Annotated in this window: 26 protein-coding genes; 12 read left to right on the forward strand and 14 right to left on the reverse strand. The window is 31.5% G+C overall.

Annotated elements, in window-relative coordinates:
* Positions 1 to 27: 27 nt before the first annotated feature.
* Positions 28 to 1,407, reverse strand: a complete 1,380-nt coding sequence (gene rmuC, locus N534_RS0107815) for a DNA recombination protein RmuC (protein ID WP_028891953.1) — start codon at positions 1,405 to 1,407, stop codon at positions 28 to 30.
* 106 nt (positions 1,408 to 1,513) lie between these two features.
* On the opposite strand from rmuC, the gene N534_RS0107820 reads away from it, so the two are divergent.
* From N534_RS0107820 to N534_RS0107860, 9 genes are all read left to right on the forward strand, one after another.
* Positions 1,514 to 2,068 (forward strand): lysophospholipid acyltransferase family protein, encoded by a 555-nt coding sequence (locus tag N534_RS0107820; RefSeq protein ID WP_038005761.1) that lies wholly within the window; start codon positions 1,514 to 1,516, stop codon positions 2,066 to 2,068.
* A gap of 311 nt (positions 2,069 to 2,379) precedes the next feature.
* On the forward strand, positions 2,380 to 2,934 hold the full coding sequence (locus N534_RS0107825) for a DUF4251 domain-containing protein (RefSeq protein WP_028891955.1): 555 nt from the start codon (positions 2,380 to 2,382) through the stop codon (positions 2,932 to 2,934).
* Positions 2,935 to 2,975: 41 nt separating this feature from the next.
* Positions 2,976 to 3,575, forward strand: coding sequence for a Crp/Fnr family transcriptional regulator (locus tag N534_RS0107830; RefSeq protein WP_028891956.1), 600 nt, complete (start codon positions 2,976 to 2,978; stop codon positions 3,573 to 3,575).
* 72 nt (positions 3,576 to 3,647) lie between these two features.
* The gene (locus tag N534_RS0107835) at positions 3,648 to 3,992 is read left to right on the forward strand and encodes a hypothetical protein (protein ID WP_028891957.1); all 345 of its coding nucleotides are present in this window, start codon (positions 3,648 to 3,650) and stop codon (positions 3,990 to 3,992) included.
* Between the two features lie 16 nt (positions 3,993 to 4,008).
* Positions 4,009 to 4,881, forward strand: coding sequence for a pirin family protein (locus N534_RS0107840; protein ID WP_028891958.1), 873 nt, complete (start codon positions 4,009 to 4,011; stop codon positions 4,879 to 4,881).
* Positions 4,882 to 4,989: 108 nt separating this feature from the next.
* Positions 4,990 to 5,307: a GNAT family N-acetyltransferase gene (locus tag N534_RS0107845; RefSeq protein WP_028891959.1), complete on the forward strand. Its 318-nt coding sequence runs from the start codon at positions 4,990 to 4,992 to the stop codon at positions 5,305 to 5,307.
* 3 nt (positions 5,308 to 5,310) lie between these two features.
* On the forward strand, positions 5,311 to 6,198 hold the full coding sequence (locus N534_RS0107850; protein ID WP_028891960.1) for a pirin family protein: 888 nt from the start codon (positions 5,311 to 5,313) through the stop codon (positions 6,196 to 6,198).
* Between the two features lie 24 nt (positions 6,199 to 6,222).
* Entirely contained in the window at positions 6,223 to 6,816 is a 594-nt protein-coding gene (locus N534_RS0107855; protein ID WP_028891961.1) for a TMEM175 family protein, read from the forward strand.
* A gap of 102 nt (positions 6,817 to 6,918) precedes the next feature.
* Positions 6,919 to 7,101 carry a hypothetical protein gene (locus N534_RS0107860; RefSeq protein WP_147418491.1) on the forward strand — a complete coding sequence of 61 codons (183 nt, stop codon included), beginning with the start codon at positions 6,919 to 6,921 and terminating at the stop codon, positions 7,099 to 7,101.
* Positions 7,102 to 7,137: 36 nt separating this feature from the next.
* Here N534_RS0107860 and N534_RS0107865 read toward each other — a convergent pair whose 3' ends face one another.
* Positions 7,138 to 7,872: a slipin family protein gene (locus N534_RS0107865; RefSeq protein WP_028891963.1), complete on the reverse strand. Its 735-nt coding sequence runs from the start codon at positions 7,870 to 7,872 to the stop codon at positions 7,138 to 7,140.
* 833 nt (positions 7,873 to 8,705) lie between these two features.
* On the opposite strand from N534_RS0107865, the gene N534_RS0107870 reads away from it, so the two are divergent.
* The 3 genes from N534_RS0107870 (at position 8,706) to N534_RS0107880 (ending at position 11,681) form a co-directional block, all read left to right on the forward strand.
* On the forward strand, positions 8,706 to 9,425 hold the full coding sequence (locus N534_RS0107870) for a putative metal-binding motif-containing protein (RefSeq protein ID WP_028891964.1): 720 nt from the start codon (positions 8,706 to 8,708) through the stop codon (positions 9,423 to 9,425).
* Between the two features lie 362 nt (positions 9,426 to 9,787).
* A complete protein-coding gene (locus N534_RS0107875; RefSeq protein WP_028891965.1) occupies positions 9,788 to 10,987 on the forward strand; it encodes a multidrug effflux MFS transporter in 1,200 nt (399 codons plus the stop codon).
* A gap of 4 nt (positions 10,988 to 10,991) precedes the next feature.
* Positions 10,992 to 11,681 (forward strand): pseudouridine synthase, encoded by a 690-nt coding sequence (locus tag N534_RS0107880; RefSeq protein ID WP_028891966.1) that lies wholly within the window; start codon positions 10,992 to 10,994, stop codon positions 11,679 to 11,681.
* A 64-nt stretch (positions 11,682 to 11,745) separates the two neighbouring features.
* Here N534_RS0107880 and N534_RS0107885 read toward each other — a convergent pair whose 3' ends face one another.
* The 12 genes from N534_RS0107885 to ribD form a co-directional block, all read right to left on the reverse strand.
* Positions 11,746 to 12,225, reverse strand: coding sequence for an Lrp/AsnC family transcriptional regulator (locus N534_RS0107885; protein ID WP_028891967.1), 480 nt, complete (start codon positions 12,223 to 12,225; stop codon positions 11,746 to 11,748).
* 82 nt (positions 12,226 to 12,307) lie between these two features.
* Positions 12,308 to 13,363, reverse strand: coding sequence for a M14 family zinc carboxypeptidase (locus N534_RS0107890; protein WP_028891968.1), 1,056 nt, complete (start codon positions 13,361 to 13,363; stop codon positions 12,308 to 12,310).
* A 1-nt stretch (position 13,364) separates the two neighbouring features.
* The gene (locus N534_RS0107895; protein WP_038005764.1) at positions 13,365 to 14,831 is read right to left on the reverse strand and encodes an aminotransferase class V-fold PLP-dependent enzyme; all 1,467 of its coding nucleotides are present in this window, start codon (positions 14,829 to 14,831) and stop codon (positions 13,365 to 13,367) included.
* A gap of 110 nt (positions 14,832 to 14,941) precedes the next feature.
* A complete protein-coding gene (gene glmM, locus N534_RS0107900) occupies positions 14,942 to 16,336 on the reverse strand; it encodes a phosphoglucosamine mutase (RefSeq protein WP_028891970.1) in 1,395 nt (464 codons plus the stop codon).
* 153 nt (positions 16,337 to 16,489) lie between these two features.
* Positions 16,490 to 18,241, reverse strand: coding sequence for a 30S ribosomal protein S1 (gene rpsA / locus N534_RS0107905; RefSeq protein WP_028891971.1), 1,752 nt, complete (start codon positions 18,239 to 18,241; stop codon positions 16,490 to 16,492).
* Between the two features lie 389 nt (positions 18,242 to 18,630).
* The gene (locus tag N534_RS0107910) at positions 18,631 to 19,290 is read right to left on the reverse strand and encodes a hypothetical protein (RefSeq protein ID WP_028891972.1); all 660 of its coding nucleotides are present in this window, start codon (positions 19,288 to 19,290) and stop codon (positions 18,631 to 18,633) included.
* The gene (locus tag N534_RS0107915) at positions 19,287 to 19,772 is read right to left on the reverse strand and encodes a hypothetical protein (RefSeq protein ID WP_028891973.1); all 486 of its coding nucleotides are present in this window, start codon (positions 19,770 to 19,772) and stop codon (positions 19,287 to 19,289) included. The genes N534_RS0107910 and N534_RS0107915 overlap by 4 nt, the downstream gene beginning before the upstream one ends.
* 96 nt (positions 19,773 to 19,868) lie before the next feature.
* Positions 19,869 to 20,234 carry a hypothetical protein gene (locus tag N534_RS0107920; RefSeq protein ID WP_147418490.1) on the reverse strand — a complete coding sequence of 122 codons (366 nt, stop codon included), beginning with the start codon at positions 20,232 to 20,234 and terminating at the stop codon, positions 19,869 to 19,871.
* An 88-nt stretch (positions 20,235 to 20,322) separates the two neighbouring features.
* Positions 20,323 to 20,940 carry a YigZ family protein gene (locus tag N534_RS0107925; RefSeq protein ID WP_156025579.1) on the reverse strand — a complete coding sequence of 206 codons (618 nt, stop codon included), beginning with the start codon at positions 20,938 to 20,940 and terminating at the stop codon, positions 20,323 to 20,325.
* Positions 20,940 to 21,803, reverse strand: a complete 864-nt coding sequence (locus tag N534_RS0107930) for an EamA family transporter (protein WP_028891976.1) — start codon at positions 21,801 to 21,803, stop codon at positions 20,940 to 20,942. The genes N534_RS0107925 and N534_RS0107930 overlap by 1 nt, the downstream gene beginning before the upstream one ends.
* Complete coding sequence (locus N534_RS0107935; protein ID WP_028891977.1) at positions 21,800 to 22,411, reverse strand: HAD-IA family hydrolase; 612 nt, start codon at positions 22,409 to 22,411, stop codon at positions 21,800 to 21,802. The genes N534_RS0107930 and N534_RS0107935 overlap by 4 nt, the downstream gene beginning before the upstream one ends.
* The gene (ribD, locus tag N534_RS0107940) at positions 22,404 to 23,468 is read right to left on the reverse strand and encodes a bifunctional diaminohydroxyphosphoribosylaminopyrimidine deaminase/5-amino-6-(5-phosphoribosylamino)uracil reductase RibD (RefSeq protein ID WP_028891978.1); all 1,065 of its coding nucleotides are present in this window, start codon (positions 23,466 to 23,468) and stop codon (positions 22,404 to 22,406) included. The genes N534_RS0107935 and ribD overlap by 8 nt, the downstream gene beginning before the upstream one ends.

The raw sequence follows: 23,468 nt of genomic DNA on the forward strand, positions 1-23,468 counted from the left end.
CTCTAAAATATTTAGAGCGACCTTTTTTTATTCGTCATTGTCTTGAGCTCGTTCAAGAATTTTTTCAGGAAGTGCTTTTTTAGCTTTGGCCCCCATTTTTTTCAGTTTTTCAACACTCGTAATTAAGTTCCCACGACCTTCAACTAATTTATTCATGGCAGCTGAATAATCGGCTTTGGTACCATCTATTTTCTTACCAATATTTACCAAGTCGGTTAGTAAGCCTTGAAACTTATCATATAAAGCACCAGCTTGTCTTGCAATTTCTAACGCGTTACGTTGTTGTTTTTCATTATTCCACATGGTATCAATAGTACGTAATGTAGCTAATAAAGTAGTAGGGGTAACGATAACTATATTTCTTTCAAATGCTTTATTATAAAGGGTGTTGTCTTCGTTTAAAGCTACTGCAAAAGCAGGTTCAATTGGTACAAAAAGCAGTACAAAATCAGGAGATTCTATTTTGTAGATATCTTCATATTTCTTTTCTGATAGTTGCTCTACATGACGTTTTAATGAGTTTACATGTTCCTTTAAAAAACGTTCTTTTTCTAGATCATCTTCAGTATTTATAAATTGCTCATATGCAGTTAGTGATACTTTTGAATCGACAATCATTTTTTTGTTGTCGGGTAAGTGAATGACCACATCGGGCATAATACGTTTACCTTCTTCATTCGTAAAAGATTGTTGTACAAAATACTCACGATCTTTTTCTAAGCCTGACTTTTCTAACACACGCTCTAAAACCAATTCTCCCCAGTTTCCTTGAGTTTTACTATCACCTTTTAGGGCTTTAGTTAAGTTGATGGTTTCTTTACTCATCTGAGCATTTAGTTCTTTTAAACCTAACAATTGCTCTTTTAAAGCAGAGTGCATTGAAATACTCTCTTTTTGAGTATCCTCAACCTTCTTTTCAAAAGTTTGTATTTTTTCTTGAAGCGGAATTAAAATATCCTTTATATTTTTCTTGTTCTGTTCCGTAAACTTATTCGATTTCTCGTCTAAAATTTTATTAGCTAAATTTTCAAACTCTTTGGTGAATTTTTCCTGTAAGTTTTCTACTTCCTCTTTATTTTCGTTTAGTTTTAATTGTAGGTTTTTTAGCTCTTCATTTTTTCTAGCCAATTCAATAGAAGAAAAATCCTTTTCACGACGTAATTCATTACTTTCTTTCGTTTTTTCGTCTAAACGTTTTAAAAAATCTTCTTTTTGCTGAGAAAAAAACTGTTCTTTTTCTCTTTTTTGAGCCTCAAAACTGGTTTGATTGTTTTGTAACGAAGCAATTTCTTTTTCTAAATCGGTAGTTTGTTGTTTAAACTTTAATTTAGAGAGTAGGTTTCCAATAATAAATCCAATAACAAGGGTACTAATAGCAATTAAAATAAGTAAAAGAGTGGTATTCATCAGGATATTTAAAAGTTTATTGAATGAACAAATATAGGACAAGATAGGTTAAAATTATTTGATTTTTATAAGGAAAACCGTATCATTGACCCTTATAACTGTTAGAATGATATCTAAATTTATATTTCACAAAGTTTTAGGCTGGAAGTTGGTAGGAGATTTTCCCAGAGATTTAAAAAAGTATGTGGTTATTGGAGCACCGCATACGAGTTGGAAAGATTTTCCTATAGCTATTTTAGCAAGAAACACTTATGGTGTTAAAATCAATTTTATAGGTAAGGCTTCGTTATTCAAACCTCCATTCGGATTTATTTTTAGAGCCCTAGGAGGTTCTCCTGTTGATAGAAGTAAGAGTACAAACAAGGTAGAAGCTATTGTAAATTTATTTAATCAGCATGATGAATTTCGCTTAGCGTTATCTCCTGAAGGAACTCGAGCGAAAATAACAGAATGGAAAACAGGGTTTTATTATATAGCTAAAGGAGCTAATGTACCAGTAGTAATGTTTGCTTTCGATTTTGAAAACAAACAAATTATAGTAGCACCACCGTATTATTTAACAGATAATATGAATGAGGATATGAATCATATCTATGATTTTTACAGAGATATAAAAGGTGCAAAACCAGAATTGTTTTACGTGCCTCCAAAGCAAAAATGATATTAGGATAATTAATATTTAAAGGTCAGAAGTTAATTTCTGACCTTTTTTACATTATAAATAAACTTTTTAGAGTAATTATTGACCTTTTAGGAGTAGTACTTATCAAATTAAGAAACTTATTATTGCATAGTATAAAGTTATAGTAGAATAATAAATGAAGTCTCCCCCGGAAAGTTCATTTATAGTAAAGGAGGTTTGTTTTGAGAACCTCCTTTATTTTTTTAATTTCTAAATAGTTAAAATAACTTCTTCTCTTGAAAAACTCATTAGATTTGAGTATCTTGTATAGGTTTTAAAATCAGTATAATATGAAAAGGTATAGCATTTTAGTAGGAGTAATTTTTATACTGTTTAGTTGCGCCTCTTCAAGAAAAGCAACTCAAGCAGAAATAGATAATTTAAAAGTTCTTATTGAAAGTAAAACTTTTGAGATAGAATCTGAATGGGCAGAACCTCAAGCTACGTTTGCGATGACACAAATAGCTAATGCGGGTATGTTACCTAGCGGAAGTAGCGCTGGAAATATAAATTTAATAGGAAATGCTAATTTCTTTAAAATGAAAAAAGATACTGTTTCAGCGTATTTACCCTATTATGGAGAACGTCAATCAGGTGGATCTTACGGAGGTACAGACATTGGAATTGTGTTCGAAGGTGTACCTAAAAATTTAACTATTAACAAAGCAAAAGAGAATAGTTATAGAATTAATTTCCAAATAAACGATAAAAATAACACTACCGAAAATTACAATGTAATCGTTAGAATATATCCTAGTTTATCTACTTCTATTTACGTTATGAGTAATCAGAAAAGATCTATAAATTATCGTGGTAGGATAGTTAACAAAACTCCAAAAGAATAAACAAAGTTGTGTAAATATTCTTGATAGTATATCTTAGATGTATGAAGTTACCCAACTTAAAAAAACATTTTATTGAAAAGGGAGGATTATCTGAACAAGATTATGCTTTAATAGAACCACTTATTCAAACAAAAAAGGTTTCTAAAAATGACTTCTTATTAAAGCAAGGAGCAATTTGTTCACATTTCTTTTTTGTAGAACAAGGTTTGTTACGCATGTATGCGCTAAATGAAGAGGGTAAAGAAAATATTTTGCAATTTGCTACAGAAGGATGGATTGTAAGTGACAGAGGAAGTGTCTTTTTTCAAGAACCTTCTACCTATTATATAGATGCAGTAGAAGATACTTTAGTTGTAATGTTCGACGAGCACTTTATAAATGAAGTATCGAAAATAAATACTGATTTTAGAGAAAAAAACGAGCAGTTATTACAAAATCATATTCGACATTTATATAAGCGCATAAGTCAGTTATTGGGAGTGTCAGCAAAAAGTCGCTACTTAGATTTTGTGAGTATGTATCCTGATATTATGCTTCGTGTTCCCCAATGGATGATTGCTTCGTATTTAGGTATAACACCAGAAAGTTTGAGTCGTGTTCGTAAAGCTCTTGCAGAAGAAAACTTCAAACCATATAAATAACACTTCTTACCATAGGTCAATGCATATCCTTTTTTGTTGCTGTAATTTTACAGTAAAATAAAAGGATTTATTATGAGACATTTAAAAACATTAGTTGTAACAAAAAATACAACAATGCCTAAAATTTTAAACTGGCAAGTTTCAACTGTTAGTAATGTCGAAACAGCCATTGAAAAATTATATCAACAATCATATAGTGTATTAGCTATCTCAGAAGGTATAAATGAAATAGATAGAAATAAATTAAAGAAGATAATTACAGTACTATTTCCTGAAGCGATTGTAGTGGTTTATAAGAATGAAACTACACTTTCAGAAAATGTAAAAAAAGCTTATTGGTCAAAAAATAAACCAGGAGCACAACGTAATTATTTAGATAATTCATTTGAAATAAAGCTAGCCTATAGTTTAAATTAATAAAAAGGATAGAAGGATGAAAACAAGAAATATAGAAAGAGTAGTAAAACCAGGAACTCCACATTTTGTAGGAGACGGATTTAGAGTACATAATTTTATTCCAGGAAGTTCAAGTATGCAACGAATGGATCCGTTTATTATGTTAGATTATAACTCTAAGTATAACTTTCCACCTACAGATAAACCTAAAGGTGTGGGAGTACATCCTCATAGAGGTTTTGAAACCGTAACTATTGCCTATAAAGGACGTGTTGAGCATGGAGATAGTGCAGGAGGTGGAGGAATTATTGGTGAAGGAGACGTACAATGGATGACAGCTGCTTCAGGAGTTTTACACAAAGAGTTTCACGAAACTGAATGGAGCAAAAAAGGAGGAGAGTTTCAAATGGTACAATTGTGGGTAAATCTTCCTGCAAAGGATAAAATGAGTCCGCCAAAATATCAAGCAATTGAAAATGCTAAAATGGCTAAAGTTCAGTTACCAAATAATGAAGGAGAAATAGAGGTAATTGCAGGAGAATATAAAGGAAATAAGGGGCCTGCATCTACATTTTCGCCCGTTAATATGTTTAATGTACGATTGAAAAAAGGAGCGAAAACTCAATTGACATTTCTTGAGCATTATACTACTTCAATTTTAGCTATAGAAGGTAGTGTAAAGATAAATGAAGCGGAAAATGTTTTACAAGATCACTTTGCTTTATTAGCAAATGATGGAGATACATTTACACTCGAGGCTCTGGAGGATACAGTAGTTTTAGTATTAAGTGGAGAACCACTAAATGAACCTATTGCTGCTTATGGTCCGTTTGTAATGAATACTCAAGAGGAGTTAGTAGAAGCATTTAAGGACTTCAATACAGGAAAGTTTGGATATTTAGAAGATTAACTCTAACTTTAAAAAGCAACTCAAAATCAATGAGTTGCTTTTTTTATCAAAAAATAAAAGAGGTCTACTAAGAAATTTTAATCGATCTTTAAAAAACTATTTATAAAAATGAAAGAAGAATTTCTAAACATACCACTTGTAAAAAACGAAAAAGAACATCGTTTTGAGATAGTAGTAGAAGGAAGCATTGCTTTTATAGATTATAAAGAAACACATAACCAAATAGCTTTGATACATACAGAAGTACCAAAAGAAATAGGAGGTAAAGGTGTTGCTGCAGTTTTGGTAGAAAAAACGTTGAATTATCTTGAAAAACACCATAATTCAGTGTTGCCATTTTGCCCTTATGTATTCGCTTATATAAAAAAACATCCTGAATGGAAGCGTATCGTAGATAAAAGCTTTAAAGGTTATGATAAATTATAAATTATGTCGAACACTAAGTTAATTATTGAAGAACGAGCGGCAAATATTGGAAGCTTTTTAGTAGGCCGTTTATTACCTTTTCGCCAGAAACGTATGGTAGGGCCTTTTATTTTTATTGATCATATGGGGCCTGTGTGTTTGAGTGATCAAGATAATTTAGATGTAGCTATGCATCCTCACATAGGTTTATCTACACTTACTTTCCTGTTTGAAGGAGCGATTGTACATCGCGACAGTTTAGGAACAGAAATAGAAATTACTCCAGGGGCAGTGAATTGGATGACTGCCGGTAAAGGAGTGGTTCACACGGAAAGAACACCAGATCGTTTGCGACATTCTCAAAAACAACTTCATGGATTGCAAATATGGGTAGCATTGCCAAAAGAAGAGGAACAATGCGAACCAACATTTGCACATTTTGAGGCCGATGAAATACCAAGTTGGAATGAAGACGGAGTAGAATTTAAACTTATCGCAGGAAAAGCCTTTGGAAAGCAATCACCTGTTCCAGTTTATAGTCCATTGTATTTTATTGAAATTAAATCTGAAATAACGAAAACGGTTACTATAGGAGAACATTTGTTTGGAGAAAGTGCATTGTATATTTTGGAAGGAAGCATTACCAGTGATAAAAACACTTATAAAGAGAAACAATTATTGGTAGCGAATGATAGTACCTTATGTTCTTTTGAAATTAAAGCAAATTCTACTATTTATATTTTTGGAGGAGATGCTTTTTCAGAAGAACGTTTTATAGAGTGGAATTTTGTAGCCTCAGATAAAAAATTGATAGAAAGAGCAAAAGAAGACTGGAAAAACAACAGGTTTCCAACAGTACCAAACGAAACTATTAAAATTCCATTACCAGAACCATCACGTTTTGGAGGATAAAAAATCAACAAAAAATCAAACAATATGAAAACAGGTAGATTAGAAGCTTTTAGCGATGGTGTTTTAGCTATAGTAATTACCATTATGGTGTTAGAAATGAAAGCACCAGAAGACACTACATTGCAAGGGTTGTTAGCTGTAACACCTGTGTTTATTAGTTATTTGTTAAGTTTTATTTATTTAGGTATTTATTGGAATAATCACCATCATTTAATGCAAGTAACTCAAAAAGTAAATGGAAAAATACTTTGGGCTAATTTACATTTATTGTTTTGGTTGTCTCTTATACCTTTTGTTACAAGCTGGGTAGGAGAACACGGACATTATTATGAAGCATTGCCTATTGCAGTGTATGGATTTGTTTTGTTAATGAGTGCTATAGCCTATTTTATACTTGAAAAAGTATTAATTACATACCATGGTGATAATTATGCGCTGTCTAAGTTATGTACCAATGGTACAAAAGAATATACTTCTTTATGTATATATCTTTTAGCTGTTCCGTTAGCTTATATAAATACTTGGATTTCTATTGGGCTTTATATTATAGTAGCTTTTATCTGGTTAATGCCCGATCGTAAATTAGAGGAATTAATGAGTGAAATAGAAGAACATTAAAATATAAGGTTATACCATACAAAAAGTAAGGATTTTTTTGAATACGTATTTTATAATAAAACTATTTTGGTTTCTTTATTAACTAACTTTAAAACAAGTATTATGAAAAAATCAATTTTAGATTTAACAGGCTCACAAGAATTAACAAAAATTACTTTGCAAAAAATTAAAGGAGGAATTAGAATACCTGTTCCTACTGAATGTGGAGGAGATGGTTCTTATATCTATCAAAATGGAGTAAAAGTTTGTTGTTACAGACCTGCTACTGATGATTACATCTGTTAATCTGTAAAATTTTATATAAAGTAGATATTTCAATATCTACTTTTTTTTAGTTGGTAATACTTCCTCTGGAAAAGGAAATAGTATGGTTGAGTTTTTCTCTGCTGCTATATTTGATAATGTTTGATATAAACGTAGTTTAATAGCCGAAGGAGACTGGTCTATAAGTTTACCCGCTTCTAAAAGTTTAGACGCAGCCTGTTCTTCCGCTAAGGCAAGAATAATACGCGCTCTCCTAGAACGTTCTGCTTCAGCTTGATTTGCCATCATACGGCGCATGTTTTCAGGTAATTGAATATCTTTTATTTTAACATCGTTTATTTCAATACCCCATTCTTTGGTTTCCAATTCAACAATCTCCTTAATGTTTTTTCCCATTTCTTCTCGCTTAGAAAGTATGGTGTCTAGTTCAACTTTACCACAAACATCTCTAAGTGCTGCTTGTGCTAATTGAGTAATGGCAAATTTATATTCTTCTACTTCTAAAACTGCACGTTCAGGATCGTTAATTTTAAAGAAAACAACGCCATCAATACTACAAGGTACGTTATCTTCAGTCATTACTTCCTGAGAATCTATATTAAAAGTAATCACTCGAATATCAACTATTTGAATGGTTTCAATAAATGGGATAATCCATCTAAATCCAGGATTTAAAGTTTTAATGTATTTACCAAACCTAAATTTGATAGCTCTTTTATATTCAAAAATTATACGGATTCCGGCAAGGAAGATTATGGCTAAAATGCCAAAAAGTATTGTAAATCTATTCATGACTCTTGGATATTTATTTTAATAATAAAGCTAATGAAACCAAGAGAGGTAGGTTTAGGTTGGTCTTTAATAATTGCATTAGTGAAAACACAATGAGTACTTCCTTATAAATTTACGAATTTTTAAGAAAGGATAAAGAAATAAAAGAAAAAAGATTGAATAGAGAAGAAGCAAGGTTTTTAGAAAAAAAACACAAACATTTTTATTAATTGAAGTTTCTTAGATTTCATATGTTTGATAATTATAAAAAAAAAGACATTATAAAACTTTTGAAATTCATGTGTTTAAACTTTATTTTACATAATATTAAGTAGTCTTAATGCAAAGAAGTCGATTTTCAAATATTTAAGTATTTTCTAGGTATTGTAATGAAAATGAATTTACATTGTTTATAAAATCTTAATCAGTGAGAATCACGTATTGTAAATTTTAATGACCCAAGTACTGAATATTAAAAAGAATTACAGCAGTTTCTGGATATTTTACATAGTATAGAATTATAGCTTACGAATGAATGTGGAATAAATATATAATCGTAAATTGGTTTTTACATAATTGTTGCCCATATAGACCTAAATACGCTATATGGGCAATTATGTTAAATACACAGTATTCGCCATTTTACTCAATATAGTATATTTGCACTATAATTAATATTTTGCACTATAATTAATATTATGTTAAATAGGTGTTTTGAAAATACTCCTCTATCTATTATTTGTCTATTAATTGTTCCTCACTTGTCTATTAAGAATAAATGCTTTCAATTAAGCATACCACTATTTTTGTAATAGAACTCCTCACATAAATGAATTAACCAAAAATTAAATATTATGAGGAAAACACAATTAAGTATTAACAAAATAAAATTTATAAAAGTAATTTTCATTATAGTTACTTTAAGTTTTATAGCTGCATGTACAACTGACAGTACAATTGAAAATTTTCAAGAAACTGAAAACTTTGCATCAAAAAAATCAAGTTCTAATAAAATAGATATATGTCATTATGATGTAGAAACTGATTCCTGTAAAATTTTAAATGTGAATGTAAACTCTTGGGAAGAACATTCTACACATGGCGATGTTCGATTAGATGATCAAGATAAAGACGGAACTGTACCAAACAATGAATGCAATTATGGAGTTATGGGAGATTGTGACGATATGAACCCTGCTGTAAGTCCCCTACTTTCCGAAATTTTATATAATGGTATAGATGATGATTGCAATCCGTTAACACCTGATACGGTAGATGCTGATAACGACGGTGTTACTTCAGACCTTGATTGTGATGATAATGACCCAAATAGATTCCCAGGAAACCCTGAGATACCAAATAATGGTATAGATGATGACTGTAACCAAGCTACACCTGATACTGTTATTTATCCAGATGCAGATGCTGATGGCTATACTGCTGATGTTGATTGTAATGATTTTGATTTTACAATATATCCAGGAGCACCAGAAATATGTGGGGATAACATTGACCAAAACTGTGATGGATATGATAAAGATTGTTCTGGTGGCGGTCCAATAGTTATAAAATAAGCGCTTTACTTAATAATTACAACCAATATAAAAGTATATAAAAATACTCCATAATTTGGAGTATTTTTATATATAACTCTAAAAAAAACAAAAGAGGTGATAATTTTTTAACAAAAAAAGTAGGGTATTTTTGACGAAGTCTGTTATATGTTATATAAGATGTATTTATAATATTAGACGCTGTTAAGGAAGAAAGACCCTTCAACTTTTTAATTTTTTTGTTTCACTACAATTTATTCCTTGCAGCGTCAAATTATTTAGACTTTGAAAGTCGTGATATTGTTTGTTTAAAGGCTGTATTTTAACAGCCTTTTTTTATAAATTTTAACCTCTAACCAAAACAAAGGCACTACTTTTGCCCAATGCAAGAAAATAATCAATCAAAGTTAGAGTTCATTGCTCTAATGGCGTCACTAATGTCGCTTGTAGCACTTTCAATAGATGCCTTACTTCCTGCTTTAGAACACATAGGTATTAGTATTAATGTTCAAGAATCTTCTAACGATAGTCAGTTATTAGTAACAATGATTTTTTTAGGATTAGGGTTTGGGCAGTTAATTTCAGGACCAATTTCTGATGCCTTAGGAAGAAAACCAATTATTTATGGAGGTTTTTTGCTTTTTGTAATAGCTAGCTTTATTTGTGTTAGCTCAACAAGCTTAGAAATGATGGTTGTAGGAAGAATTTTACAAGGAATAGGTCTTTCTGCGCCAAGAACTATAAGTATAGCTATGGTTCGAGACAGTTTTAGTGGTAATTATATGGCTAAAATTATGTCATTCATTGTAGTCATATTTATTTTAGTTCCTGTAGTGGCTCCTGCTCTAGGAAAAATTATGCTCGATGCTTACGGATGGAAATCTATTTTTTATAGTCAGTTAATTTTTGGAGTTTTAGTAATGTTTTGGTTATGGAAACGTCAACCAGAAACGTTAAAAGAAGAAAATAGAATTAAGTTTTCTTTTGGTTTGTTTTATGACGGTTTAAAAGAGTTTATAAAATACAAACAAGCAACTGTTTTTACTTTGGTTTCAGGTTTTATAACTGGGTCTTTTATGGTTTATTTAAGTGCTTCTCAACAAATTTTTCAAGAGCAGTATTTATTAGTCGATGAGTTTCCGTTCATTTTTGCTGGATTGGCAATTTCTGTTGGGTTTGCTACTTTTTTAAATGGTTCATTTGTAATGAAATTCGGAATGCATAAATTGGTATCATTCTTTTTAATTGTATTTACCTTAGTTCCTTTAATTTATGTAACATTATTTTACCAAAAAGAGAATCCAAGCATAACAATTTTATTGGTGTTCTTTGCGTTACAATTTTTTTCTATCGGATTTTTATTCGGAAACTTACGTGCTTTAGCAATGCAACCTGTAGGTCATATTGCTGGAATTGGAGCAGCTATTAACGGATTTGTATCAACGATTATGGCAGTGCCAATTGCAACTGTTATTGGCAGATTTGTTAGTACAACTACTCTCCCACTTTTTATCGGATTTTTTATTTGTGGAGCTTTATCTTTAGCGCTTGTAAACCTAACAAAACTTAAACAGGTAAATTAATATTATGAATGTACCAATTCTTTTTGAAGACGATTATATAGTATGTGCATCAAAACCTAATAATGTAGTTGTACACCATGCGCATCACTCTAGAAATGTAGCAGATGAAGCTTCATTATTACAGCTATTACAAGAGCAATGTGGTGAAAAAATGTACCCTATACATCGTCTTGATAGAAAAACCTCAGGAATCATATTGTTGGCTAAAAAAAGTGAGTATGTTGCTAAATTTCAAGAGTTGTTTATGAATAACCAAATTCAAAAAACATACTACGGAATTGTAAGAGGACATGCTCCTGAAACAAAAATTATCGATTCTCCTGTAAAAGGAAGAGATGCTAATGTACATAAAGAAGCAGAAACATATTTAGCTACAGAAAAAACGGTTACCATTAACATTCCTGTAAAACCGTATGATACTTCAAGATATAGTTTGGTAAAATTAACGCCTAAAACTGGTAGATTACATCAGTTGCGTATTCATATGAACAAAATTAGTCACCCGTTAATTGGTGATCCTAAATACGGAGATAAAAATCACAATATGATGTTTCTAGAAAACTTTAATTGTGAAAATTTGTTTTTGCATGCGCATTCGTTAGAGTTTATACACCCTTATTCGAATAAAAAACTAGAAGTCATAGCTGATTTCCCTCAAGATTGGAATACTGTTTTTGAAAAGTTTGGATGGTAATAAATAAAACAACAAAAAGGGTTACGAATTTCGTAACCCTTTTTGATAAAATATGATGATAGAATTATATATCTTGGAAAATAGCGTGCATTAAACGCTTTTTATCATTGATACTTTCTTCAAGAGCAATCATAGTTTCAGTTCTATTTACTCCGTGAATATCGTCTATCTTATAAATAATATCTTTAGCGTCTGCAGTATTTTTAGCGCGAACTTTACAGAAAATATTATACTTTCCTGCTGTTACATAAGCAACTGTAACGTTAGATATTAAACGTAAATTGTCTAGTACATGTTGAGTCATAGATGTTTTATCTAAAAAAACTCCTACATGAGCAATAAACGAGTATCCCATTTTTTCATAGTTCAAGGTTAATGTTGACCCTTGAATAATACCTTCGTCTTCCATTTTTTTTACACGCACGTGAATAGTACCGGCAGATACTAATAACTTCTTTGCAATGTCTGTAAAAGGTGTACGGGCGTTTTCAATTAAAATGTCTAAAATTTGATGATCGATCTCATCTAGTATGAACTTCTTCATTTTTTTGTTTTCTTCAAGTAATATTGCTAAAATATAGTTTTTTTGTAAAAAATGTAAGTTTTGTTTAAGGAAATATAAATTTTTAACTATTTTTTATGAATTCTTTATGAGCTAAATATGAAGATAAATTTCCTTCTTTTTCTTTCGTTAAAACCAGTGCAAATTTACCATTTTCTATAGTTTCTACATACTGAAAAGCAACATCTTTTTCATTATTTTTTGAGCGATAAATAATGTCGTAGAAGTTCTTGATATTGTTTGGAATAGCTAAATAATCTTGATAAGAGGTGAAGTCATTGTTTATTGAAATATGATAAATTCCTTGTAATAATGCATAAAAATTATACTTTCTTACCTCTTCCCTATCATAATCATCAGAAAAATGCCCTGCTTCAATTAAGATAGTATTATGTCCCATTTTTTGAAAATTATCTCCTGTAGCGGTTGGATAAAATTCATCTGTATAACGACCAATATGATCAGGTATAATTTCTTGTAACAATTTATTCATTGCTACAATAACATTCATAGTCTCTTTTCTACCTTCTGTAATTTTTCTAGATTCTTCTTCTGATGGAGCTAAAAATGATATGGTAGCAGTATTCGTAGTACCTTCAACTCCAAAAATAGTTCTTTGGTCGTGTAAATTAAAGCAAAACTGCGGATTTACCTCTTCTAAAATTTTACGTAATAACTTACTTTCTTTAGCTTGTAATTCAACAGCATCTCTATTTAAATCGATATTATTAGCATTAACACGTGTATAGGCTTGTGCTCCATCAGGATTTAGCATGGGAACAATGGTAATACTACAATTAGTCACAATTGCTTGAGTAATTTTATGATTAGGAAAACGTTGAATAAAGTTTAAAAAATCGAAAACAGCTTTAGTTCCTGTACTTTCATTACCATGCATTTGGCTCCAAATAAGAATTCTTTTCTCTCCTGTTCCAAATTTTAATTGGTAAATAGCTCTCTCCTGCTCTGATTCACCAATTATTTTTGTTTCTATTTTAGAATTTTGTAATTCAAAATATAAAGGCTCTATATCTGTCAGTGTAATCCACCTTCCAGATATAGAGTCTTCTTTGATTTTTAAATAGTTTTCTTCTAAAAAAGAGCTACTAATGTGTATCATATTATAACGAAAACCAATCAGCTACTAGCTGTTTTTCAATAGGTTCAACTGTTTTGTGTACATAATCATTTTTGGTCATGTCATATTCATAATCTTTTGACCATTCTGCTATATTTTCAGCTAACGATTTTAACGAATCACAAATAAATTGTACTTCTTCATTTGTAATAGTTGGATGAACTGATAAGCGTACCCAACCTGGTTTTTCTGTACTGCAGCCTCCTAAAATTTGTCCTTTTATTTCATTTGATCTTGTTTGATCTACATTTAATAAAAAGTGTCCGTATGTTCCAGCACATGAGCAACCTCCTCTGGTTTGAATACCGAAACGATCGTTTAATAATTTAACAACTAAATTAAAATGGTATTTTTCAAAATAAAAAGAAAATATACTTAGGCGATCTTTATGGTTAGGAGCTAAAATTTGAACTCCCTCTAAATTTTCTAAGCAATTAAAAATGATTGGATTAATTTCATCCTCACGTTCTTTAATTTTATCAGTACCCATTTGATCTTTTACTTGAATACACAATGCTATTTTTATGGTTTGTAAAAAAGCAGGAGTACCCCCATCTTCACGAGTTTCAACATCATCAAAATAATCATGTTGACCCCATGGATTTGTATAACTAACAGTTCCTCCACCTGGGTTGTCAGGAACCATGTTTTTATATAATTTTTTATTGAAAATTAATACTCCAGAACTACCAGGACCTCCTAAAAACTTGTGTGGAGAAAAGAAAATAGCATCTAAATACTCATCTTCATTTTCTGGATGCATATCAATATCAACGTAAGGTGCAGAACAAGCAAAATCTACAAAGCATAACCCACCATATCTATGAATTAAAGAAGCCACTTTATGATAATCTGTTTTTATACCTGTTACATTAGACCCTGCTACTATTGAAGCTATTTTTATTGGTCTATCTAAGTATTTTTTTATGGTTTCTTCAAACTTATCTAAGCATACTAGACCTTCTTCATTACAAGGAACAACTACAACATCTGCAATAGTCTCAATCCAAGAAGTTTGATTCGAATGGTGCTCCATATGACTAACAAAAACAATAGGTCGCTTTTCATCAGGAACTTGTGTGTTTTCTTTAAGATTTTCAGATACTTTGAGTCCTAAAATACGTTGGAATTTATTTACAACTCCCGTCATACCAGAACCTTCAGTAATTAACACATCATCAGCAGAAGCATTTACATGACGTTTTATAATATTACGAGCTTCGTGATATGCAAGTGTCATAGCTGCCCCTGATGTAGAAGTTTCTGTATGTGTATTTGCTACGAAAGGACCGAATTTATACAAAAGTTGCTCTTCGATAGGTCTGTATAATCTACCACTAGCAGTCCAATCAGTGTATACCATTTTCTTTTCACCATAAGGAGTTTGAAAAGTTTGGTCTATTCCTACAATATTTCTTCTGAACTTATCAAAATACTGTTCTAAATCCATAATTATAATCTGTGTTGTTTGTTGAGTGATAAAATTACTAGTATGCTACTAGGTAGCCTAAAATAATTATAATATTAACGTATTTATAACATTTTGTTAGAGACTCGAAATTATGCTATAATTTCTTTTATTTCAGTGATAAATCTTTCCGCTAAAGTATCTGCTTTCTCTTGACTTGTACTTTCTGTGTAAATTCTGATGATTGGTTCAGTATTAGATTTACGTAAGTGTACCCATTCATCAGCAAAATCAATTTTTACACCATCAATTGTGTTTACATCTTCGTTTTTATAGTTACTTGCCATGGTTTCTAAAATCTTGTCAACATCAATTTGTGGTGTTAACTGGATCTTATTTTTACTCATAAAGTAGCTAGGATAAGAATCTCTTAGTTCTTTACAAGACATTTTTTTATGGGCTAAATGTGATAAGAATAGTGCAACCCCAACTAGAGAATCACGTCCATAGTGAGATTCTGGATAGATAATTCCTCCGTTACCTTCTCCTCCAATTACAGTGTTGGTATCTTTCATCATTTGAACTACGTTCACCTCTCCTACTGCACTTGCTGTATAAGTTCCTCCGTGCTTTTCAGTAACATCACGTAACGCTCTTGAAGATGATAAGTTAGAAACAGTATTACCACCACCTAATTGACCTAAAACATAATCAGCACAAGCAACTAAAGTATATTCTTCTCCAAACATAGAACCATCTTCAGAAATTAATGCTAAACGATCTACATCTGGATCGACAACAATACCCAAATCAGCTTTTTTCTTTACAACTAATTCAGAAATATCTGTTAAGTGTTCTTTTAAAGGTTCTGGATTGTGAGGGAAATGTCCGTTAGGTTCACAATATAACTCAATACATTTTACACCTAACTCCTCTAGTAAAGCAGGAATAGCAATTCCTCCAGTAGAGTTAACACCATCAACTACTACTTTAAATTTTGCTTTTTTAATAGCTTTTGTATCAACTAAATTAAGCTTTAAAACTTCTTTGATATGTTTCTTAATGTAATTTTTCTTTTTTCTGTACGAACCTAAATCGTCTACTTCAGCAAACTCAATAGTTGCATCGTTTTCAGCAATTTTTAAAATTTCCGCTCCGTCTTCCCCATTTAAAAATTCTCCCTTTTCATTTAAAAGCTTAAGTGCATTCCATTGCTTTGGATTGTGAGAGGCTGTTAAAATAATACCTCCATCAGCTTTTTCTAAAGGAACTGCTACTTCTACCGTAGGTGTAGTTGATAAGCCGAGATCGATTACGTCAATTCCTAATCCAACTAAAGTATTGGCTACTAAATTGCTTATCATTTTACCCGAAATACGGGCATCTCTTCCTATAATGATTGTTATTTTTTCTTTTTCAGCGTTTTTCTTTTTAATAAATGTTCCGTAAGATGCTGCAAACTTTACTGCATCAATCGGAGTTAAATTATCACCTGTATTTCCGCCTATGGTACCTCTAATACCTGATATAGATTTAATAAGTGTCATATTCATTTTTATTAGATAACAAATATAAAGTTATTTAAGAAAAGAGCCTTAAAACTAAGAAGCTTTAACTGGTAACATTTGTTATATGAAAAAATAAAAAAACCGTTAAACTTTACAGCTTAACGGTTTATCATTTTTAAGAAGTAGGTTGGATTATTTTCCTTCCATTTTCTTCTTTAATTCAGCTAATCCACCGATGTCTCCTAAAGTAGTTTTTTCTACTTCTTGAGCTTTAGCAGCAGCAGCTTTAATGTTCTTTTGTTCTTCTTCTCTAAAGATAGAAGTATGAGAAACAACGATTCTACGGTACTCTTTACTGAATTCAGTTACTTGGAATTGAGCAACATCACCTTTAGCTAATTTACTACCGTCTTCTTTTTCTAAGAAACGAGTTGGAGCGAAAGCTTCAATTCCGTCAGCAAATACTACAGTTGCACCTTTATCATTTTTCTCTTTGATAGTACCTTCGTGCATAGATCCGATAGCATAAGTAGCTTCATGAGCATCCCAAGGGTTATCTTGAGTTTGCTTGTGACCTAAGTTTAACTTACGGTTTTCTACGTCTAATTCTAATACTTGTACTTCTAATTTATCACCTACAGTTACGAAATCTGATGGGTGCTTAATTTTCTTAGTCCAAGATAAATCAGAGATATATACTAATCCGTCGATACCTTCTTCTAACTCTACGAATACACCAAAGTTAGTGTAGTTACGTACAGTACCAGTATGTGTAGAACCTACAGGATACTTAGTAGTAATATCAGTCCAAGGATCTGGGTGTAATTGCTTCATACCTAAAGACATTTTACGCTCTTCGCGGTCTAATGTTAAGATTTGAGCTTCTACTTCATCACCAACTTTTACGAAATCTTGCGCAGAACGTAAGTGAGTTGACCATGACATTTCAGAAACGTGGATTAATCCTTCTACTCCTTCTTCAACCTCTACAAATGCACCATAATCAGCTAAAACAACTACTTTACCTTTTACTTTATCACCAACTTTTAAGTCAGAGTTTAAAGCTTCCCATGGGTGAGCAGATAATTGTTTTAATCCTAATTGAATTCTAGACTTGTTATCATCAAAGTCTAAGATTACAACGTTTAATTTTTGATCTAATTCAACAACTTCATTCGGGTGGTTGATACGAGACCAAGATAAATCAGTAATGTGAATTAATCCGTCAACACCTCCTAAGTCAACAAATACACCGTAAGAAGTTACGTTTTTAACAACTCCTTCTAATACTTGTCCTTTTTCTAATTGACCGATAATTTCACGTTTTTGATCTTCTAAATCAGCTTCGATTAACGCTTTGTGAGATACTACTACGTTCTTAAATTCGTGGTTGATTTTAACAACTTTGAATTCCATAGTTTTTTCTACGTATTGATCGTAGTCACGGATAGGCTTCACATCGATTTGAGAACCTGGTAAGAAAGCTTCAATACCAAATACATCAACGATCATACCTCCACGAGTTCTACACTTAACAAAACCGTTAACGATTTCACCAGTTTCGTGTGCGTTGTTAACACGATCCCAAGCTTTGATTACACGTGCTTTTTTGTGAGATAATACTAATTGACCAGATGAATCTTCTCTTTTGTCAACTAATACTTCTACTTTGTCACCCACTGCTAAATTTGGGTTATAACGGAACTCGTTTAACGAAATTACTCCTTCTGATTTAGAGTTGATGTCGATAATAGCATCACGATCAGTAATACGTACTACTTCACCTTCAATTACGTCACGCTCGTTAACGAAACCTACAGTTCCTTCTAACGCAGTTTCAAATTCTTTTAATTTAGCCTCATCTACAGCTTCAATACCTTGTTCGTACTTGTGCCAATCAAAGTCAGCTAAAAATTCTTGTGGGTTTACTTTTGTTTCAGACATTCTGAAAATTATTTGTATCTTTTTGTTAACCAGATTTTTAACGATACTAACGCCAAGAGAAATTAAACTTAATAAATATAATTTTAAACCTTTTTTAAATCTGTACTCGTAAAAAGGCGTGCAAATTTACGAATAATTCTTGAAGTAACCTAAAATGTTTTGGTTTTTAGCGAGTTATGAAGATGTTTTGCTATTGGTTTAGCTATGAAAAGTAAGGGAGTAAACTAGCGTTTGCTTACCGTCACGCATATAGCGAAATCTTTTTGTTTTGATTTATTTTTACCTGTCCAGAGCAAAATCCAAAAGATTTTGCGGACTCAATAAAAATAGGTAAACCATTCGTTTAAGCCCGAAGCCTGTATTGTTTATAGGTTTTGTCGCCATTAGTTTTATTCAACTAGAGTAAACGTATCCACCATTTTACCATCAAATTCTACTTGTAATTGTCGACATAATTTATTTGCAGGATTTTCAACCATAGAGACCTCCTCTAATTCAGCCTCATGAATTTCTCTAACGCATAATTCACCTGAATACATTCTACCTTTCATATGGTTGCATTCTTCATATTCCAACCCACATATATTGCATCTTGTTTTTTTAATTATTGCTCCTGTACTTGCGAACATCATTCTAGGGAAAAATAATTTTTCAAATAAGTTCAATTTAGAACTAAAGCCATTTAAGTACTCTCCATCGGAAAAAGGGTGATTTCGGGCAACAACAGAAACCAAAGTTTGAGCTTCTACTAAATGTCCCCAAGCAAAGTTCATTTCGTTGTTTTTTAAGCAGACTATCATTGAGATTTCCAATCTCAGTGCATTAGCACTAAGTAATAAACATAATACTAGGTTTAGCTCATCTTCTGAGTACTTGTCTTTATTTGTATTTTTTAGTTTATCTGCCTTTTCGCTAAAATTTTCTAATTTTTCAATCTCTTCTTTTTGAAGACCTATATCCCTCGTAAAAATTGCAATATTCTCAGCTCTTTTTACAATTAAATTAAACTCATCGAGCAGATTCTTAACTTCTGGATTTTGTATAATCATTTTTTTAAATTTTTGATTACATCTTTTAATTCCTTTACACCTTCGGCATTACCTTCGTATGATATTTTTTTAAAAGATTTTTTCTTCTCGTTTCCGATTACGATATCGAACTTCACTTTTTTATTCCCGCTTGTTCCTTTGAACAAGTCGTATAAATAACTAGAAAGTAGACTCATTGAAATATCTACTAAATGAGGATTTTCAACTAAAATCGTGTACCCTATGAAAATAGTTGGTCCAAACCAATCGGCACTTTTTCTTGAACGCAATAGAGGTTTGTCATTAGTCAGATAATTTATTTTCTGGCTTTCATTTTTTAAAGCCTTGTTAAGGTCTGTCGTTGTTTCGGAGTAAATAAAGTTTTTTGTGTTTTCGGTATCAAATAAATTTTCTGGTAAGAAGCAAAGTAACCCATCAGATTTAATATTGAATTTATTTAATGATTCTTGCAATTCCGAATAGTCTTTTATTTCGTAGTTCAATGTTTCTATAAATTAATGATAATGGTTAAGATATCCGTCATTTTAATGATGAGATATCGCCCAATAGCGAAGTTATCGTTTTAAAGGTTAAGAATGTTAATAATCATCTTCTTCATCCTCAAAATCATCAGTATCTGGCTTTAATAAAAAGTTTAGCACCGTTTTTTCGTCTAACTTCATAAAGTCGTTATAAAGAATTTCTATAACTTCGTCTCGAGATTTTTTAGCTTTTAATAAATCGTATGCTTTAGCAGGAGCATCTTTAATTACTTCTTTTACCAATTCTTTACCCATTTGTAAAACCTCTGATTTAGGAATACCATTTTCTAAAAAAGGTTTTACATTCGCTACTACACTAATAGCTGCACCTCTGCATATATTCTCTTTTGTTACTTCAGCTTGTGCTTGCGAAAAAAGTTGAAAAGACATAAATAGGCATATAACGAAGGCTAGTTTTTTCATTTTCATATTTTTTAAGTTAAATCTGAGATAAAAGTAATTTTAATTTACTTAAAATCAAACTGTAAAATGCGTTTACTTAAAAAATAGACTACTCCACTTCCTTAATTTCTACTTTAAACAAGTTATCAAAAACCTCAAAAATACTTTCAGCTTCTTTTTTACGAACAGAAATAGTGTATTCGCAGTCCAACTCAAGTTTTTGATTGATGATATCTAGGTTTCGTTCTTTAATAATACGCTGTACTTTGTTCATCATATCATATCCAAACTTTAGCTTATAATGAATATCGATCGTTTTTTCTATAATATCTGAAGCTTCTAAAGCTAGTTGCGCAGAGCTTCGATAGGCATTTATCAAACCTCCTACTCCTAGTTTGGTTCCTCCGAAATAACGAACCGAAACAATTAAAATGTTGGTAACATCAAATGCTTGAATTTGTCCGTAAATTGGCTGACCCGCAGAGTTGCTTGGTTCACCATCGTCATTGGCACGAAAACGAATATTTTCGGTTCCCAATTGCCACGCATAACAATGATGACGAGCTGTATGGTGTTGTTTACGAAGTTCTTCTAATCGTTCTTTAATATCCTCTTCAGAAAAAACAGGAAACGCATACCCGAAAAACTTGCTATTTCGGTCTTTAAACAAGGTTTCTTCTGAAGGTTTGGTTATGGTTTTATAGGTGTCTTTTATTTCTTCATTCATTACGCCGAAACTACTAATAAAATACTAATTATGGCAAGCCCAATACCAATCCAATTCTTTTTAACGAGTTTTTCTTTAAAAAACAATAAGGCAAACATGGTTGTTAAAACTACTACCGAAACATTATTAATGGTGAAAATTGTAGCGCTTTCGAGTCCTTCTGTTTGTAATGCTTTTAGTAAAAATTCCATCGAATAATAGTTAGGAACTCCTAAGGCAATCCCTCCAATAAGTGTTTTCCATTCTAACTTTACTTTTTTACTGAAAAACTGTAGTAAAGTAAAGAAAACACCAAAAAGTAAGGCACAACCAAAAATGGTGGATAAAAACATAGGTACAGCCCCTTTAGAAACATAAGTGTCTTCTGTGTATTTCAATAAAGTATCAATACTCCCAGAACCTAGAAAAAGTAATAAAGGAAAGAGTAAGTTTTTGAATTCAACAGGAGCAGTATCACTTTTAGCAGAAGATAAATAAACAGCTATCAAAGCTAGGATTATCCCAATAATTTTTACAAAACCAATACTTTCATTATAAAGAAAAACACCTAAGACAACAGGGATGACTACTGACATTTTTCCTGCTACAGAAGCAACTGATAACCCGTTTTTTTGTGCTGTAATTCCCATTACAAGGAATACAGTAATAAATAAAAAACCTAGTATGGTTGCTCCTAAAAACCAAGGTTGTTGTGGAATTTCTGCTACAGAAAGTGAAATTTCTGAATGCACAAACCCGAAACACAATGCTACTGCATAGTTTAAAACAATGGCTTGAAATGTATTTACTTTGTAAACATCAAATAATTTAAAGATTACAAAGAGTAAACTTGTTATAAAAACACTGAAAATTAAGAATATCACGCTATAAACTCCTTTCTTTTTAATAAATCTACAACATCTTCTGTTTTAGGACAATTATTCCATACATGAATACCCAATTCTTGTGCAGCATTGGTGTTTTCTTGGGTGTCATCTATAAAAATAGTTTCAGAAGCCTGTAAATTATTTTCGCTTAAAACAAACTCAAAAATGTTAGTATTTGGTTTTCTTAGATTGATTTCATGCGATAAGTAAAACTGTTCAAAATAACTTTTAAATTCATTATAAAGTTCTTCTCCCCAATCGTTTTGAATCCAAGAAATATGCATATCGTTGGTGTTACTCAATAAAAACAATCGATAATCATTCGTTGCTGCAAGTTTCTTCAAAAAATCTAAGCGATGCTTCGGGAAATCTAACAAAATGGCATTCCATGAATAGATTAGTTTTTCTTTAGGAATATTGAATTTATTGTAGAAAAAATCAATAAAATCATCCGTAGAAATTAAACCCATTTCGTACTGATAGTATTGCTGCATCATATCTTCAGAGATTTCTGTAACCCCTAATTTTGCAAGCTCCTTATATGTTGCTTCTTTGTCTAAATTGATGAATACATCACCAAAATCAAAAATGATGTTTTTAATCATTCTTATATATTCTTAATATGTCGTTATCTATTTTTTCTTCGGAAAAAAGTTTCGCGTTGAAAACAGGATGCTTCACTCCTTCTCCAAAGTTTACATCGCCGATAAATACTCTAGCTTCATCCCATAAATTTGCATCTACAAATGTTTGTAAGGTTTGTGCCCCTCCTTCAATAATTACCGATTGTATTTGATGTTTATGTAGTGCCTCACAAATTTGTTCTGCTACTCGAGAAGAAAAATTGATTTGTTCGTAAATGAATACATGAGATTTCTCACTATCGTTCGAAATGACATCTGTCTCTTTCTCTACTTCTGTAACAACTATTGTTTGAATATCTCCATCAAAAACAGTTGCTCCTGTAGAAATTCTTAAAGTTTTATCAATAATAATTCTTACAGGATGATTTCCTGACCAACTACGAACTGTTAATGATGGATTATCAGAAATTACGGTATTTGTACCAACTAAAATAGCATGTTCTTCGCTACGCCATTTATGAACTAACTGTTGAGAGTATGGATTGGAAATCCACACAGGCTTTTGTTCATCTTTGGTTAATGGAGCAATAAATCCGTCTTTAGTTTCTGCCCATTTTAAAATGATAAAAGGTCTCTTTTTATTTTGAACCGTAAAAAAACGTTTATGGTGGTCTTTACAAGCTTCTTCACAAACACCTACAGTTACATTTCTACCTGCTTTTTTTAGACGTTCAATACCTTTACCAGCTACCAAACTATTTGTATCTACACTACCGATTACTATATTCGGAATTCCTTTTTCTATTATTAAATCGGCACATGGTGGTGTTTTTCCATAATGAGAACAAGGTTCTAGTGTAACATAAATAGTAGCTTCTTTTAATAGCTCTTGATTATGAACAGAACGAATAGCGTTTACTTCAGCATGAGAATCACCATAAGGAGAAGTAAATCCTTCACCTATAATTTTATTATTATGAACTATTACAGCTCCAACTGATGGATTCGGGCGTGTTGTTCCTATTCCATTTTTAGCCAATTGCAAGCAGCGTTGTATGTATATTTCGCGATTCAAAAT

The organism is Tenacibaculum sp. 47A_GOM-205m (assembly GCF_000518405.1).
Classification (GTDB): domain Bacteria; phylum Bacteroidota; class Bacteroidia; order Flavobacteriales; family Flavobacteriaceae; genus Polaribacter; species Polaribacter lutimaris.